The sequence below is a fragment of the Acaryochloris sp. IP29b_bin.148 genome (assembly GCF_028285565.1).
Taxonomy (GTDB): domain Bacteria; phylum Cyanobacteriota; class Cyanobacteriia; order Thermosynechococcales; family Thermosynechococcaceae; genus Acaryochloris.
Genome location: NZ_JANQOY010000124.1, coordinates 35,193 through 50,699, shown reverse-complemented (window position 1 = coordinate 50,699; position 15,507 = coordinate 35,193). Strand labels below are relative to the sequence as shown.

Genomic DNA, 15,507 nt, shown 5'->3' with positions numbered 1-15,507 from the left:
CTTTAAATCAATCGGGAATGTTGTCATAGAAGCTGTTCCTTAAATGGGTCAATGTGAAGAGTTATAACGGGCTAGCCTGGCTATCGTACCATTTTGTCTGAAGCCCTCCAGACGTTTTTAGCTACCTAAATCGTAGGCAGCTTCGGGCTGATCTCAAGGTCGAGAATCAAGGTTAGATGCCAGCAGGTATTTTTGAAGCTGTCGCTTATAGCTGAGTATTTCTACCTAATTATAGTCGGTCGTTGTTTAAACGCTGGCTAAGGGTTGTAGTGCCGCTGCGATCGCATCCGTAATCTCTGACGCCGGGCGACTCCCATCAATTTCAATCAAACATTGACGACGGCGGTAAAAGTCAATTAACGGCGTGGTTTGTTCGTTATAAATCTGTAAGCGCTGGCGGATCAGGTCTTCGCTATCATCCTGCCGACCTCGCTTTAGCATCCGCTCGACTAATAGATCTTCGGGGGTTTCAAAATACACCACTTGCCCATAAGGCTGGCCCATAATTTGGAGTAGGGTATCCAACGCCTGGGTTTGGGCTAGATTGCGGGGGAACCCATCTATAATCCAACCGTTCTGGGTGACGGGAGAACCAAAGCTTTCCCGCATCAGACCCACGATAAGTTGATCGGGTACGAGTTCACCCGCTTCCACATGGGTTTGGGCTTGTTGGCCTAGGTCAGATTGGGCTGCGATCGCATCGCGGAGTAAATTACCTGTCGAAATACTGGGAATCTGCCAACGCGCAGCCCCTGCTTGAGCTTGTGTACTTTTACCAGAACCTGGCGGGCCGAGAAATACAAGTCGCATCGTTTCAGTGGGGAATAACAACACAGTCGCTAATGGCCTAGGAGCCAGCGTTCACCACAAAGGAATACACCGACTCAACAGCTATGTAGACTTATATTCTGACCAGAACAAGCGGAGTTAGGTCTCTCACAGATTAGAAAATCCAAACTAACTCATAACCTATGCTTAATCAGAATTTCAAGATTTTATCCGTAACATCCCCTTACTATACACCTAATCGGAATTCATAACGGACTGTCCCCAACATCGCAAAATTACGGGCAAGCACAGCAGATTCCTGCACGATCCCTTGGGAATGGTCTAGGCAGGTGTACCGCTTTACGTCATGCTAGAAATCGTCAGTTTTCGCAAGCAGCTTTTTTAGGAGGTTCAGTATGAGTGCAGTTGATCCCGTTAAGTTAATGAAACAACAGGTGGGTAAAGCCGCTGCCGATCGGGTTCAGTCTGGCTCAATCATTGGGTTAGGAACCGGATCAACCACCGCCTTTGCAATTCAGTTTTTGGGCGATCGGATTAAGTCCGGGGAATTAACGAATATCAAAGGTATTCCCACCTCCTTTCAAGCCTCTGTATTAGCCAAGCAGTACGGTATTCCCCTGACCACCCTGGATGAAGTCGATCGAATTCATATCGGCATTGATGGCGCCGATGAAGTGGATCCGCAGAAGAATTTAATCAAGGGCGGAGGCGCAGCCCATACCCGCGAGAAGGTCGTGGATTCCCTGGCCGAGCAGTTTATTGTGGTGGTCGATCAATCCAAAATTGTCGATAAATTAGGGTCAACTTTCCCGGTCCCCGTGGAGGTATTGCCAATGGCGATCGCACCTGTAATGCAGGCATTAGAAAAGTTAGGCGGCAAACCAGAACTGCGGATGGGCGTTAAAAAAGACGGTCCTGTGATTACTGACCAGGGCAATATGGTGCTGGATGTTACTTTTAGTGGCATTCCCAATCCTCCCGAACTGGAAAAAACCATCAATAACATTCCGGGTGTACTGGAAAATGGCATCTTCGTTGGCATGACCGATATTGTCTTAATCGGTGAAATTAAAGACGGTAATCCCATCGTTCGCGAGATGTAATCCGCCTGTAGGATAAGACTGTAATAGCGCTGATCCTGCTTTAACCGGCCATCGGTCACATTGCTTCCCCATGACCTATCGACTGACTAGCATAGCAGCAGTGTCAGCAGCATCAAAGGGTGAAGACAGCACTTGTCCATTAAGGATAAAAAAAGGCGTTCCCGGAATGTCAATTTTTTGAGCGAGAGCTAGATCGGCATTGATGGCTTTAACCGCGGCATCACTGTTGCGATCGCGCTCGAACTGCTTTATATCCAACTGCAACTGTTGGGCAATCTCGATATACAGCGGATTGCCCAATTCTGATTGACGGGCAAACAGAGCATCGTGATAGGGCCAAAACTTACCTTGCTGTTGTGCAGCCCAAGACGCCTGTGCAGCAGGCATCGCTTGATCATGAATGGCCTGGATAGGAAGATGCTTATAGGCAAACGTGACCTGGTTAGGGTGCTGTTGTAAAAACGGCTTGATATCAGTCGCTGTCTGGGCACAGAACGGACATTGAAAATCTGAAAATTCTACCAGCACGTTAGCACTACGCTGAGGCCCAAGGGTCGGCGATGTTCCAATTAACGCTTTTGGCTTCAATTGCTGGAGAACCGCTTGCTGAGATTGTTGTTGCGCCTGTTGTTGCTGTTGTTGATACGTTTGCACCGATTCGATAATAACTTCAGGGTTATCACGAATGATCTGCAAAACCTGTTCTTCCAGGTTGTCTATAGCCAAGACTGGCGTGCCCCAACCAAGCCATAACCACAGACTTAGCAGCCCTATTGCCACGCATCGAAATGCTTGCATTGTTCCCCCTTCCCTTGGTTTTAGAGAATAATAGCGTGATTCTTTCCTGTTGCAGCAACCCACGCTTGCTCCTGTAGGGGAAAGGAGTGAATATCCACTCTTCTTGCCCATTTATGATGATGACTGAATGTAGCGGTTGCCGAATCATCCATGATTGCGTTTCGTTATGTTTGTTGAATCTCGGCTGCGATCGCAAGCCCAAACCCAACGTCGGGAGTAGGCTAGAATCAGCCCTTCACAGCAGGATATTCTCGTGGGTACGGATGATCAACTCTTTAGCGATGCCACTCACCGCTTAACTACCGCCTTAGAGCATGTGGACTTACCTGAAGATGTTTTAGAAACCTTGAAATATCCCAAGGCCCAACTCGGGGTTTCTATTCCAGTGCGCATGGATAATGGCGAACTCAAAATCTTTCAAGGCTATCGCGTCCGGTATGACGACACTCGCGGTCCAGCAAAGGGTGGAGTTAGGTATCATACTGGTGTCTCAATTGACGAAGTCCAGTCCCTGGCCTTTTGGATGACCTTTAAATGTGCCGCCCTCAACTTACCCTTTGGCGGTGGCAAAGGTGGGATTACGGTGGATCCTAAATCCCTCTCCCGGATGGAGCTAGAGCGTTTAAGCCGAGGCTATATCGATGCCATTGCTGATTTTATTGGCCCGGATGTCGATATTCTGGCTCCCGACGTTTATACCAACCCCATGATTATGGGTTGGATGATGGATCAGTACAGCATTATAAAGCGCCAAATCAGCCGAGGAGTGGTGACAGGAAAACCTCTGGCCATTGGAGGTAGTGTAGGCAGAAACACAGCCACAGGCATGGGAGCCTGGTTCGTCATCAAGGCAATGGCACCGAAGTTGGGGTTAATTCCCGATCAGACAACAGTGGCAGTCCAGGGATTTGGCAATGCTGGAGCAGTCGTAGCTGAACAGTTAAATCAGAAGGGTTATAAAGTCGTAGCCGTTAGCGATTCCCAGGGCGGTATTTATGCCCCCCAAGGGTTGGATATTGCCAGTATCCGCAAGCATAAAGACGCTAGCCGATCTATGAAGGCAGTCTATTGTGATGGCAGTGTCTGCAGCATTATTGACCATGACACGATCACGAATGAGGAGCTGCTGGCTTTAGAGGTAGATGTGCTGATTCCGGCAGCATTGGAGAATCAAATTACGGCTGATAATGCGGAACAGATCAAGGCGAAATATATTTTCGAGGTGGCCAATGGTCCGGTGACTTCAGCCGCAGATGCAATTTTGGTGGAAGCGGGCACGACGGTCTTCCCAGATATTTTGGTAAATGCGGGGGGCGTCACGGTTAGCTATTTGGAATGGGTGCAAAATCGCAGTGGGCTTTACTGGACGGAGGCAGAGGTGAAAAAGCAGCTTCAGCAAAAGATGGTGGAGGAGACAGAGACGATTTGGCAAATTGCTCACACGAAAGAGATTTCTGTAAGGACAGCGGCTTATGTCCATGCTCTCAACCGTATTGGTGAAGCTGTAACGGCTAAGGGGACACGAGATTATTATGCAAATCACCAGTCTTGATCGTTGTTTGAGTTTGGTCTTGTCTATCACGGATACGTTGAGCGACATCTTGGCCAATCTCAAAAATTTCGTGAGCAACATGGGGACTTTCTCCCAAAAAGATTTGTAAGCCTAAGATCAATGGTTCAAAAGTAGTAACAGCTTTTGAGTTTTCGATTAAAGTTAAGCATTCTTGTGCATAGCCAGCAGCAGCAGTATCAATGATGTGACCTGTTATTTTTGTTTGTGCTTCTGATGTATCGGTTCCTGTATTGATTAGACAGGTTATCCATTCTAGTGTGTCTTGCCATTTGCCCTGGTCGCCCAAAATGACAATTAAGGTATGTACATAACGCCATTCTTGAGAGTTGGTTTGACTCACTGCTTCTCTTGCCCACTCTTCTGCGACTGATAAAAACTTTGCCTGTCCTATGTTATGGAATCCCCTAGCCAAGTCATCTAACAAGAGCGCACTTTTACTGGAACGGGCCACATATTGTTTCGCTTCTCGGAATAAGGGTTGCAAGTTTTTTTCTTGCTTGACTGTAATATTGATCAGTTCACACCAATTCGCATTTCCTAGGTTGATGGCTTTACGATAAGCTTCCTCTGCTTTTATGTAATCTTTTAAATGCTGATAAAGTGAACCTAGCCTGCACCATAGAGCTGCTTCACAACTTGATGTATTTTCTAATGCTTGTTGGTAAGCTTCTATAGCTTTCTTATATTGCTTAGATTTCTCATATAAAAGACCTAGTTGTATCCAGGTACCTTCACTTGGTTGGATAGAATTGACTTTTTGATAAGCTTTCACTGCGTTTTCATATTGCTCTAGCTTCTTATACAAACAACCGACCTTTTCCCAGAGAGCCCATATATGTTCTGTCTCATACTCAAGACTTTTTAGATAAGCTGGTATTGCCTGGTCATAATCGTTTAACTGTTCATACGAGAATCCTAAACACACCCATATATTTGTGTCTGGATCGTGTTCTACAACTTTTCGATAAGCCTGTACTGCCTGTTCATATTGCTCTGATGCCTGATACACACAACCCAACATTACCCAAGCCCATACATAATCAGGCTTATATTCCAAAGCTCTTTTAAGATTTTTTTCCGCTTCCTTATATCGATTTAAATTAAAATATAGATGACCTAGTTTTACAAAAGCGTCGATAAAATTTGGTTCAAGTTCAATTGCTTTGCGATAGGCTTGCTCTGCTTCTTCATATTGCTTCAGCTTCTCCTCTAATAGACCTAAGAGTGCCCATATTGCAGAAAAATCTGGCATGTTTTTAAGCAACTTAGCAACCACTCTTTCTGCTTGCTCATAGCTCTCTAACTTTTGATTTAGCAGTTGTCCTAAAACATCCAGATTTAGTAAATCATCAGAACTAACCTGCTTTGTGATACTCTTTGTGTCTGGATATATCTCTTGCTGAGTATCTTGCCTATGCTCAGTTTGTAGTGCGCCTATCATGGCTTGTAGCTGTTTTGGAAAATCTGGAAACTGATAAAATCTTTCTGGAGTAAATTGGAGGATTTGGGCTTTTATAGTAGAGCTAACTAGTTTAGAACGAAGGATGTCTTGATACGCCCAGAAATGATCCTTTCGCAACTCAGGTGCAAGAGCACAAGCTTCTTCAGCCATTTTGACTATTGGCTGAACTAAGTCATCTTGATAGAAATGAACCATAAAGGTTACAGCTGCTCGAACTCGATTAGATGGATGGCTGTGCCGACGCATCAAATAGTAGATGTTGTATAACCGTTCTGAAACTTGATAAAGCTTTTTGCGAGGTTTTTCATCTACTACCATCACGGCTCCCCGCTTGACCAATCGATTGAGTAAAGAACTGGCTTTATTTACATCGACGCGGGCAGATTGTGCGACGGCCCTAGCTTCTGCTGGGTCCCATAGCTCTAATAACGCCACAAACACTTTACGCTCAGAGGCAGCCAGATTATCGAGTTTGCTTTTGAAATATTCCGTGTGGCTATCAACTAAGAGAATCAAATTATCGATTAATTCTCGTAAAGACATTTTGGCAGCAAAACCAGCCAAAATAGTGATTAATCGTGGATTACCTCCCGTTAAAATTTGAATGGGTTTGATTCGAATTTCAGAAATGTCTTCTTGAGTCAGGGCTTGCCAGAGGAGACAACACTCTCGTGTATTTAACCGTTCCAACTCATACAGCGAAAATAACTCAAACCAGGCTTTATCAATATTCTTAATTTCATCAAAGTGATCCGTTGCGGTACCCAAAAGCATTAGTCGGGGTTCATTCAGCAACGTATGGCGTAGATCCCACTCATCCTGATCGCCTAACTGCTCCTCCAGCATCATATTCAGATTCTCAACAATCAGCAGTAGCCGCTTTCCCTGCTCATCTGCAAAATCCATAAGCTGAGCCAGTGCCCGTTGCTGTAAACGGGCTTCATCAAGTTCGTTCTGTAAATCGTTATAAGCAGCTTGCCAGCGATCATCTTGAGTTTGATCGCCTAGATGAAAGAGAGCTTCCAACCAAAACTCTCCTGGACTCATCACATGATAGGATTCCTCTGCAAATACAATCGGATACCACTCATCTACCAAGGCTGTGTTGGTTCTGACTTCTGCTGCGACTCGTCGCACTAACATAGTTTTCCCTGCACCACGGGGACCAATAACCAGTAGATGTTGATTGGTGCTGCCAGTATTTTCCTGCAGTACTTCTAAAATTAAGTCCAAGTATTTTTCTCGAACTACAAATGCGCGAATTAGTGTGCTATCGCTACCAAAACCAGGGTTATGTTTGGGAGTGGTCAGAAGCATTAGTGGTTTCCTTTGCGATCAGAAGCGACTACAAAATGGAATCCATTACGGGCTTTCCACCAGTCTTTCAGCAGTTTGGACTCAAATTGATAGCCTTCCGGGTACCGCTTCAGATAGCCATCATGCTCCAGAATGTTCAGGATTTCACGGGCAATATCGCCAGAATTACCGTTTTCAATATCTACAACAAATTCCTGTATCAGAATTTGAGTCGCAGCTGAGGTCAACTTCCCCACTACAGCCGTCTCAGTCAATAAGGTTAAAGCCAAAGGATGTAGCGTTGGTCCCAACACCACTTTCAATCGCTCTTCCATATGGCTGAGCTCAGCGTGACCTTGAACACTTAGCATCTTGGTCTCATATACTTCAGCCACTAACTCTGGCGAGACAACCGTCAGATCTTGCAAGTGACAAACTTTACGGATTCGGTCAAAAAATAGCTGTATATGGTAGGGAATACAGATTCCTAGGCAATCGGTAATATCTGGAAGTGCACCTGCACAGTAAGTCAAGCCCCGATGATTTCCCAGCGCTTGAAGACAACCTTGAGCAGTATCTGGTGACCAAGGGCCTAACTCAAAAGGCTGGAAGTTGTTAACAGTTGCACTCAGTCCTCCCTGACGCAAAATGGGTTCTAGACCAATAGAACCCGTCAGTACCATGCGTACTGTGCCTTGATGTTTAATACCGTTGGCTCGCAACCAAGACATAAATGCATCAGCTTGTCTTCGGCGATCAGGTGTAATCTGATAATCTTCGCCTTTCAATAAGCGACTGATCAGGATAGGAACTTCATCCAAGAAAATCGCCACAGGTTTCTCTGATTGGGCCAAACAGTCGAGTAAGCGATCGCCTTTTTCCTGCCAGTTATCCACTGTTAGCCCACTACGGAGTGTTACTTTCAAATTTGCAAGTTGTAGTGAGTCAATCTGCCCAGCCGTACTCTTCAAAATATTGCTAAAAATCTCTTTCGTTTTAGACCATAGCGATTGATGTTCATAGGTAGCAGCACTTAACTCGGCAATGGCATCGGCTGCTGAATGGGCACTCTGCAAATCAACATTTAGGCAAATATAGCGACCTGAGATTCTACAGGAGGCCTCTCGCATTAGACTCGTCTTACCCATGCGACGCTGTGCGACCAGCAGTAAATGCGACCCTGCGTCTAAATCTTCAATAAATAACTCTAGCTCCTTGTCCCGCCCCCAAAACCTTTCTCCAACAACCCAGTTACCCACCGTTGGTTCAAGTTGTTCAGTTACTTCCGTCATGGATTTATATCTAACAATTTTTTTGCCAACAATTCTGTTGGTCAATCCATGCTAGCATTCCAACATTTTTGTTGCCAACAATTTCGTTGGTAAAACACACTGATAACAGAATACTCAAAGCTAAAATGCTGGAGCAAAAGTCTAATTAAGCATTGGGGCAGTTGGAGTGTTGCACGAAGCTCTACTCAATCGTGTACTGCTTTGAACATGATTCTATTGGAGACTTCGGGCAGGATAATTTGAAGTGTTAGATCACTTGCTTCTGTTCTAAATCGCAAATACTCCAGTGGGGGAATATTAGGGCAAAGCCGTATCAGCAGAGAAAGTATTTTGACCGAATGTCCACTGGCCGCAACGCATTACTCGCCGAAAAATAGGACGCTGATGCGATCGCAAAATCCGTAGCTCAGGTTCTCACCGACAGACCGCTTTCACAGCTCAGTTCTTTTTTAGAAACCCTAGCGTTGATGTCTGCAAGAAATAATGGACATCAGACTTCGCGATCAACAGAAACCTCTGCAGTATCTAAATGCGGTGACGCTCGAATATATTCCTTCAGAAGCTGGGGAATACTGATATAGCCATTCTGTTTCCAGATAAAGGAACGACGATGCAGCGATTCCAAAGCATCCAGCAATAAGTCACTTTGTTCTAAGGAAATATCTGGAGCAATATCAGCGAGAGAGCCAGCTGTATCAAGATTCGCCAAACTCAGCATAATCGAAATTTCTAATTTCGAAAGACGACTAAATTGTTGGTAAAGCAGCCGCCTAATATCTCCATAGATCAGCTCATCTCGTTCTAAAAATTGAGGGACATTCCCCGCAAAGAAATTGGTGATGGTTTTTACTGCAACTCTCAAGGCATGAGGATTACCCGTATAACGCTGTAGCAGTAAATCATAGTACTCGTCAGGGCCTTCTAGACCGAATGCCTTGAGTGCCGTCCGCCCCGAGTCCTGATCTAATCCATCTAGATACAAAGTGCGGCTCGGAAAGGCTTCATTATCCGTGAAAGCGAGCCCAATGGGTTGCTCCCGGCTCGTAATCAAGACACAACTCTTATGTCGGCTTTCGCTGATGCGTCTCAACAGTAGACCATAGGGTTCGCAGCCAGACTGGTAGCTTCCTGCCAGTGCATGGTCACCTTGCAATACAGAAAACCAATCATCCAAAACTAATAAGCAGCGATGCTGATTAAAGTACGTCAGCAACAGGGTCACTTTATCTTGAGCGCTTTCAGGAAGCTCAAGATTGACTTGGCCGGTAATAGACCTAATCAAATCTCCCATCAGGGCATCGAAATGGGGCTGATCTCGAACAGACCGCCAAATAATGCAATCGAACTGACTTTGCACCTGCTCAACACATTTCACTGCCAAGGCAGTTTTGCCAACCCCTCCTAATCCAAAAATACCAATGAGACGATTGTGATCTTCAAGAATCCAGCGTTTCAGCTGAGTCACCACAAATTGTCGGCCAATGAAGACAGGAACAGCAGCTGCTTCACCCCAATCACAGACCTGTATCGGATGTCCCATCTCTTTCTTCGATTTATGGGACTGCATGGTTCTTACACCAGACTCCTGAGGATTCTGCAGTGCCAGTTCAGCATCTTCCAACTGTTGGAAGCGACGTCTAAGGATGGAGCAAAAGTTGTGTTTTGATAAAGATTCTCCCAAAAGGGCAGATAGCTTACGCCATAGTTTATGCCCTACATCCTTTATGTAATCTGCATCATAGCCAGTACTCTGAGCAATTTGTTGGTAAGTTTTTCCTTGCCAAGCTTGCAAAAAGACCGTCGTTTGGATGTTGCTCAATTCAGCTGTCGGGAAGAGACGCTGGAGAATTAAGTACGCCTGTTTAGACTCTGGTTGACCTTGAGGAAGTGAGGGCACTAGATAGAGGGGGTCAGCCACTTTGGCTTGAGTCGGAGTTGTGTCATCGGTAAAACTGTGGGCGCCGTTATACATATTTCATGACTATTACAAATAGTCTATTGTTGAGAATTTTAAAGTGCTGTTCGTGTCCAATTGAAAATCACTCAAAAACTACGAAGCTCTGCATGGACTAGCCCCCTCCATGCTTAGTTTTCCCAAGTTAGCGATACAAGTTACGTTGCTGCTTGACCACGACGATTGCTAGAGAACAAGGTGTTGCCCAGCGCAACATGCAGTTAGCTCAGATGTAAATTTTGGGTCATTAATGTAGCTGTAAATTTTGAGTTTACTGTTTCCAGATATGCGGACAAATAAATAGGCTAAATAGCCTTGATCTACTTTTTTCTTATCTTGTAATCCTTAAGAAACTAATCCTGTACTTACACCTGGATTCAAAACAGTGAAAACCATTTAGTGGGGTGAAAGTAATTTAGGCTCCATAGAGTTATCAACATTGATTTATAGAATTTACGCAATATTTTACGTTATTTACTTTTTTTTAACAATCCTGAATGCAAATTTGCTGTAGCCAATGTAACTATAGTGGGGCTGAACCGTCTTCACAGACAATTAGTCAGAATGAAGTGTTTAACAAAATGGCTATTTTTGCTGACCTTATGATGAGATTGGTGCCCTGAGTTGTGATCTTAATCACCTCAAATTGTGATCTTAATCACTTCAAAATCCATCCCCTCCTCCGTAGATTTTTGAATATTTTGGATCAGACGTTGCTGGAGTCAAATTTGTTGTCTCACAATCTAAAAAAATTTCAATAGTGATCAAAACCTACGGCGAAATCCATTGCTATCAAAGGGAAATAAGCGGATTGTTGAGGCATGATGGCGCTTTTGATCCGTTGATGCAAGTTGCTAAAGTCATATTTTGTTATCAAAAGTCAGTTTTTGTTGTGCTCAATGAGCATAGTTGCTTCTAAGAAGACAGTATTTAGAGGAAACTCTGTATTTAGGTAGATATATAGAGATTTAATTCTATATTACTGATTTTCATGGATTTTTAGCTGATTCACTTTTACTCTACTACTGACTAGCAGTAGGATAATCAGAACCTATATGACAAGTGTGATAATGTAAGTTATATTGAGTAACTGAAAGTCTTGGGAAATCATTTACATGGCATTCACACATTTCCACCCACCCATCCCATTGCCGAGGTGGAATGTCTTCTCAAACAATCAGAGGCGCAAAATTCACTGCTATGATTGCTCTAGCGCCTCTAATGACTTTTGTTTAGAAGCAACCCTAGATCCATTCGCTTTTTATATGACCTCTTGTAAACCAGGTGTTAAACAAGGCGATCGGGTTCGCATCAATGACGCCCATGGGTTATCTGAGTATCGTATTGATGAAATAGATTTTTATAGCAATCCAGCAGATATGTGGATTGCTAAGTTACAGGCTGTTTAAGATGTTTTATCAACGCCAACCAGTACTAGAAATACGTTCGCCACACCCCTAGAAGCGATCCTTGGACCTCGACGTTAGCTGCTAATGCCTTAATAGGCTGATACTTAAGGTTGGCGGCTTCAAGGGTCACTTCATTGTTTTGTAAATAAAATCGCTTTAGGGTTGTCCCTTCACCTTCGACTCTAGCAGCTACGATAGTCCCGTTCTTTAAGGTTCTGGGTTCTTGAACGGGTTGCATAATGACAATGTCACCGTCTGTAATGTGAGCATCGATCATACTGTCACCGTTGACCCGGAGTGCATAGGATTGGGGTGGCAATTGCTTGGGGCTGAAGTCTAAGGAATCTACGACTTCCACAAAGGGTTCGATTAATCCACCGGCTGCGATCGCACCTAGAATAGGAATGCGTTCAGTCTCCGATGCAGCGAAGTCAGGATGAACAATGCGTAATGTGCGGGCTTGACCAATTTCCCAGTCAACATAGCCTTTCTTCCTGAGATGATCTAGGCGGCTTTGTACGGGCGCAGGCGACTTAAGCTTCATGGCCTGCATCATCTGCCGGATAGAGGGGGCATGTTGATGATGTTCAATATATTGAACCAACCAGTCGAATAATTCTTGCTGAGCTTTGGATAGAGGTTCCACAGTCAATCAGACCCACACAAACATCACTTGATGCCTTCAAAAGGGTTATTTAACCTTGATCACAGTGCGTTCAAGCGTTAAGTCACCCTAATGATATAAAACACCTGTACTACTGTAAAGTATACAAAGAAAAGAGAGCTTTCGCCAAATATTTAGCCTAGAGCGATGGCCAACCCACGTTGGATCCACAGGCATCAATCCGATTGAGGATTGAGCTTTCCCTGACAAAGATAAATTCAACCTAGAGTTCCAAGGGATACGGCTGTCTTTGGTTTACGTTACATCTATCTCAACTACCAATTCTCTGGGTAATCGATTGTAACTATGGGTGATAAAAAGCGGGTTGGCATTCTAACCAGTGGTGGGGATTGTGCCGGGCTCAATCCCACTATTCGAGCAGTCGTGCTGCGAGCAGTGGAACGTTATGGTTGGGACGTAATTGGTATTCAACAAGCGACCCATGGACTCTTGAAAGATCCGCCAGCAGCGATTGTCCTTGAACCTCAACAGATGAGTCCACTGCTGACGGCAGGGGGGACAATGCTAGGCACCACGAATAAGGGCAATCCCTTTGCCTTTCCGATGCCAGATGGGACGATTGTCGATCGCTCTGAAGAAATTATTGCGGGGTATCACAAACTGGGTTTAGATGCTCTGATCGGCATTGGTGGAGATGGCAGTATTGCGATTCTCCGAAAGCTGGCTCAGCAAGGCAATTGGAACTTGGTGGGTATTCCCAAAACCATTGACAATGATGTAGGGGTAACCGAACGATCAGTGGGGTTTGACACGGCAGTCAATATTGCCACAGAAGCCTTAGATCGGCTGCAATTTACAGCCGCAAGTCATAGCCGAGTCATTATTTTAGAGGTTATGGGTCGGGATGCAGGGCATATTGCGATTAGTGCAGGGATTGCAGGCGGGGCCGATATCATTTTGATCCCTGAAATTCCCTACACCATTGATAATGTCTGCGCCAAAATCAAAGAGCGGCAAAGTAAAGGGAAAAACTACTCTCTGATTATTGTTGCCGAGGCGGTACGCACTGAAGGCGGCGCCCCGTTAACCCATACAGATGGCTTAGGTGAATGTCGTTTGGGTGGAATTGGTCAATATTTATCGGAGCAAATCTGTAGTCGCCATGTGGCGGAAACACGGGTAACGGTTTTAGGCCATGTTCAACGAGGCGGCATGCCTTCCCCTTCCGATCGTTTAATCGGTGCTGCCTTTGGGGTGGCGGCGGTTGATCTCATTGCCGAGGGCCATTTTGACCAAATGGTGACTTGGCAGCATCGCCAGGTTTTGAGTGTACCTATTTTGGATGCGATCGCACATTATCGAGCAGTCAATCCCACGGGAACGCTGGTGAAAACAGCACGAGGCTTAGGCATCTACCTGGGTGACTAGTTTTGTCTGTTTGTTGTAGAGGATCCTCACTCTGGGCTTTCAGGGAGCGATGTTAGCATGGAAAATACATAGCTGTGATGATGGGTCTTCTAAAACAGTTAGGTAGATATCAAGACACACGCGAGCGATGAGTCAAACGGCTGAACAGATTCGATGGACCATTCGGGATCTTGAAGTATTACCCCAGAGCGAGGGGAATCGCTATGAGTTAATTGATGGAGAATTATGGGTGACTCGATCGCCTCACCGGAAACATCAGCAAGTAGCAGGGAAAATTTTCGCCGCCCTAGACGCCTGGTCAGAAACGTCAGAATTGGGTGAAGCCATTCTTGCTCCAGGAATTATTCTCTCGGATACGGACAATGTCATCCCGGATCTAGTCTGGGTGAGCAAGGAACGTCTAGCGCTGATTGAAGATGAGGCAGGACACTTGATCGGGTTTCCAGAATTAGTGGTGGAGGTACTGTCGCCAGGAGAGACCAATATTCGACGCGATCGAGAAACCAAACTCAAGTTGTATTCGGTTCAAGGTGTCCAGGAATATTGGATTGCCGATCGGTGGGCCAAGCGATTAGAGGTTTATGGCCGCGAAGATGGACAGTTGAGTTTAGTCAGGACCTTACTAGACGAAGATCAGATTCAGTCGTCACTGCTGCCTGATTTTCATTACTCAGTCAGACGCTTTTTTGTATGACCTTGATCAAACCAGTCCATAGTCAGGGGTTAAGGGACAACTCTCAGCATCGGGTACTTAACGCACCTTAAACCTTGGCCCCAGCCAAAATCTGATCGTCAACGGCAAAATCAATATCTGCTTGATCGCGTCCACTCGCGAGGTAATCCCTTTGAAAGGAGTCTTTGAGACCGCTGACCAGGTCATATTGAGGTTGCCAATTGAGATCATGGCAAGCTTTGTGAATATCAGCAAAAAAGTGCTGCAACCGCATGGGAAAGGCTTTGCGCTTGCCAAAGTCAAACTGACTGGGGTCATAGTGCACCAGCTTTAAGTTCGGGGATTGGCCAGCAGCAAGGGCACAGGCTTTGGCAAGGCCATCAAAGGTTACGTAGCGACTGCCACTAATATTGTAAATTTGACCAATCGCCTGGGTATTACCTAAAACGGCTGCCATGGCCTGTGCTAAGTCCTGAACATGCCCCAATTGGGTGATATGTTGGCCATTGCCAGGAATGGGAATAGGTCGCTGGCGGACAATGCGATCAAAAAACCAGGCTTCGACGTCGTTATAGTTTTGGGGGCCATAGATGTAGGTGGGCCGAATCGAGGTAAACGGGAGACCCTGAGCCGCGAGATCTGCCTCTGCTTCTGCTTTCCCTAAGTGGCGACTGTTGGGGTCAGTTGGATCCGCTTCCCGGTGGGGCATTTGATCAGACTTGAGATAAACCCCTGCTGAACTCATATAGATAAAATGTTGCACCCGTTCTTTAAACAGCTGTGCAAGGGGTTGAGTATCAGACAACTTGCGACCGTTGTTATCAAAAATGGCATCAAAGTGTTCATGGGCCAGTTGGGCTTTTAACTGATTGGCATCGGTGCGGTCACCATGAATCTGAGTTAAGCCTGCGATCGCAGGAGTCCGGTTACCTCGGTTAAACAAAACGACTTCATGCCCTTGATCCACCAGAATTTGGCTGAGGTAAATACCGATAAACCGGGTTCCTCCCATGATTAATATGCGCATTGTGGCTTTATTCCTTGGTGTGTCAGTCGCTTTACAACTATCAGCATGCATGAGTGTGGCCATGATGGCTACTACAAT

The 15,507-nt window shown here is 45.4% G+C and carries 12 protein-coding genes; 5 read left to right on the top strand and 7 right to left on the bottom strand.

Annotated elements, in window-relative coordinates; translation table 11 throughout:
• Positions 1 to 246 precede the first annotated feature (246 nt).
• Entirely contained in the window at positions 247 to 810 is a 564-nt protein-coding gene (locus Q0986_RS11700) for an adenylate kinase (protein ID WP_299410239.1), read from the bottom strand.
• Positions 811 to 1,184: 374 nt separating this feature from the next.
• Here Q0986_RS11700 and rpiA point away from each other — a divergent pair, with 374 nt between their 5' ends.
• On the top strand, positions 1,185 to 1,892 hold the full coding sequence (gene rpiA / locus Q0986_RS11695; protein ID WP_299410237.1) for a ribose-5-phosphate isomerase RpiA: 708 nt from the start codon (positions 1,185 to 1,187) through the stop codon (positions 1,890 to 1,892).
• A 75-nt stretch (positions 1,893 to 1,967) separates the two neighbouring features.
• On the opposite strand, the gene Q0986_RS11690 is transcribed toward rpiA, so the two are convergent.
• Positions 1,968 to 2,690: a thioredoxin domain-containing protein gene (locus Q0986_RS11690; RefSeq protein WP_299410234.1), complete on the bottom strand. Its 723-nt coding sequence runs from the start codon at positions 2,688 to 2,690 to the stop codon at positions 1,968 to 1,970.
• Between the two features lie 253 nt (positions 2,691 to 2,943).
• On the opposite strand from Q0986_RS11690, the gene Q0986_RS11685 reads away from it, so the two are divergent.
• Complete coding sequence (locus tag Q0986_RS11685) at positions 2,944 to 4,242, top strand: Glu/Leu/Phe/Val dehydrogenase (RefSeq protein ID WP_299410231.1); 1,299 nt, start codon at positions 2,944 to 2,946, stop codon at positions 4,240 to 4,242.
• On the opposite strand, the gene Q0986_RS11680 is transcribed toward Q0986_RS11685, so the two are convergent.
• The 3 genes from Q0986_RS11680 to Q0986_RS11670 form a co-directional block, all read right to left on the bottom strand.
• Positions 4,202 to 7,042, bottom strand: coding sequence for a tetratricopeptide repeat protein (locus tag Q0986_RS11680; protein ID WP_299410228.1), 2,841 nt, complete (start codon positions 7,040 to 7,042; stop codon positions 4,202 to 4,204). The genes Q0986_RS11685 and Q0986_RS11680 overlap by 41 nt on opposite strands.
• Complete coding sequence (locus tag Q0986_RS11675; protein ID WP_299410226.1) at positions 7,042 to 8,313, bottom strand: hypothetical protein; 1,272 nt, start codon at positions 8,311 to 8,313, stop codon at positions 7,042 to 7,044. The genes Q0986_RS11680 and Q0986_RS11675 overlap by 1 nt, the downstream gene beginning before the upstream one ends.
• 490 nt (positions 8,314 to 8,803) lie before the next feature.
• Positions 8,804 to 10,285 (bottom strand): NB-ARC domain-containing protein, encoded by a 1,482-nt coding sequence (locus tag Q0986_RS11670; protein ID WP_299410223.1) that lies wholly within the window; start codon positions 10,283 to 10,285, stop codon positions 8,804 to 8,806.
• Between the two features lie 1,247 nt (positions 10,286 to 11,532).
• Between Q0986_RS11670 and Q0986_RS11665 the strand changes: the two genes are divergently transcribed.
• On the top strand, positions 11,533 to 11,676 hold the full coding sequence (locus Q0986_RS11665; RefSeq protein WP_299410220.1) for a hypothetical protein: 144 nt from the start codon (positions 11,533 to 11,535) through the stop codon (positions 11,674 to 11,676).
• A gap of 25 nt (positions 11,677 to 11,701) precedes the next feature.
• Here Q0986_RS11665 and lexA read toward each other — a convergent pair whose 3' ends face one another.
• Positions 11,702 to 12,322, bottom strand: a complete 621-nt coding sequence (gene lexA / locus Q0986_RS11660; RefSeq protein WP_299410217.1) for a transcriptional repressor LexA — start codon at positions 12,320 to 12,322, stop codon at positions 11,702 to 11,704.
• Positions 12,323 to 12,646: 324 nt separating this feature from the next.
• Between lexA and Q0986_RS11655 the strand changes: the two genes are divergently transcribed.
• Together Q0986_RS11655 and Q0986_RS11650 are read left to right on the top strand one after the other, a co-directional pair.
• The gene (locus Q0986_RS11655) at positions 12,647 to 13,729 is read left to right on the top strand and encodes an ATP-dependent 6-phosphofructokinase (RefSeq protein ID WP_299410214.1); all 1,083 of its coding nucleotides are present in this window, start codon (positions 12,647 to 12,649) and stop codon (positions 13,727 to 13,729) included.
• A 127-nt stretch (positions 13,730 to 13,856) separates the two neighbouring features.
• The gene (locus Q0986_RS11650; protein ID WP_299410211.1) at positions 13,857 to 14,423 is read left to right on the top strand and encodes a Uma2 family endonuclease; all 567 of its coding nucleotides are present in this window, start codon (positions 13,857 to 13,859) and stop codon (positions 14,421 to 14,423) included.
• Positions 14,424 to 14,490: 67 nt separating this feature from the next.
• On the opposite strand, the gene Q0986_RS11645 is transcribed toward Q0986_RS11650, so the two are convergent.
• Positions 14,491 to 15,429: an NAD-dependent epimerase/dehydratase family protein gene (locus tag Q0986_RS11645; protein ID WP_299410208.1), complete on the bottom strand. Its 939-nt coding sequence runs from the start codon at positions 15,427 to 15,429 to the stop codon at positions 14,491 to 14,493.
• Positions 15,430 to 15,507: the final 78 nt, after the last annotated feature.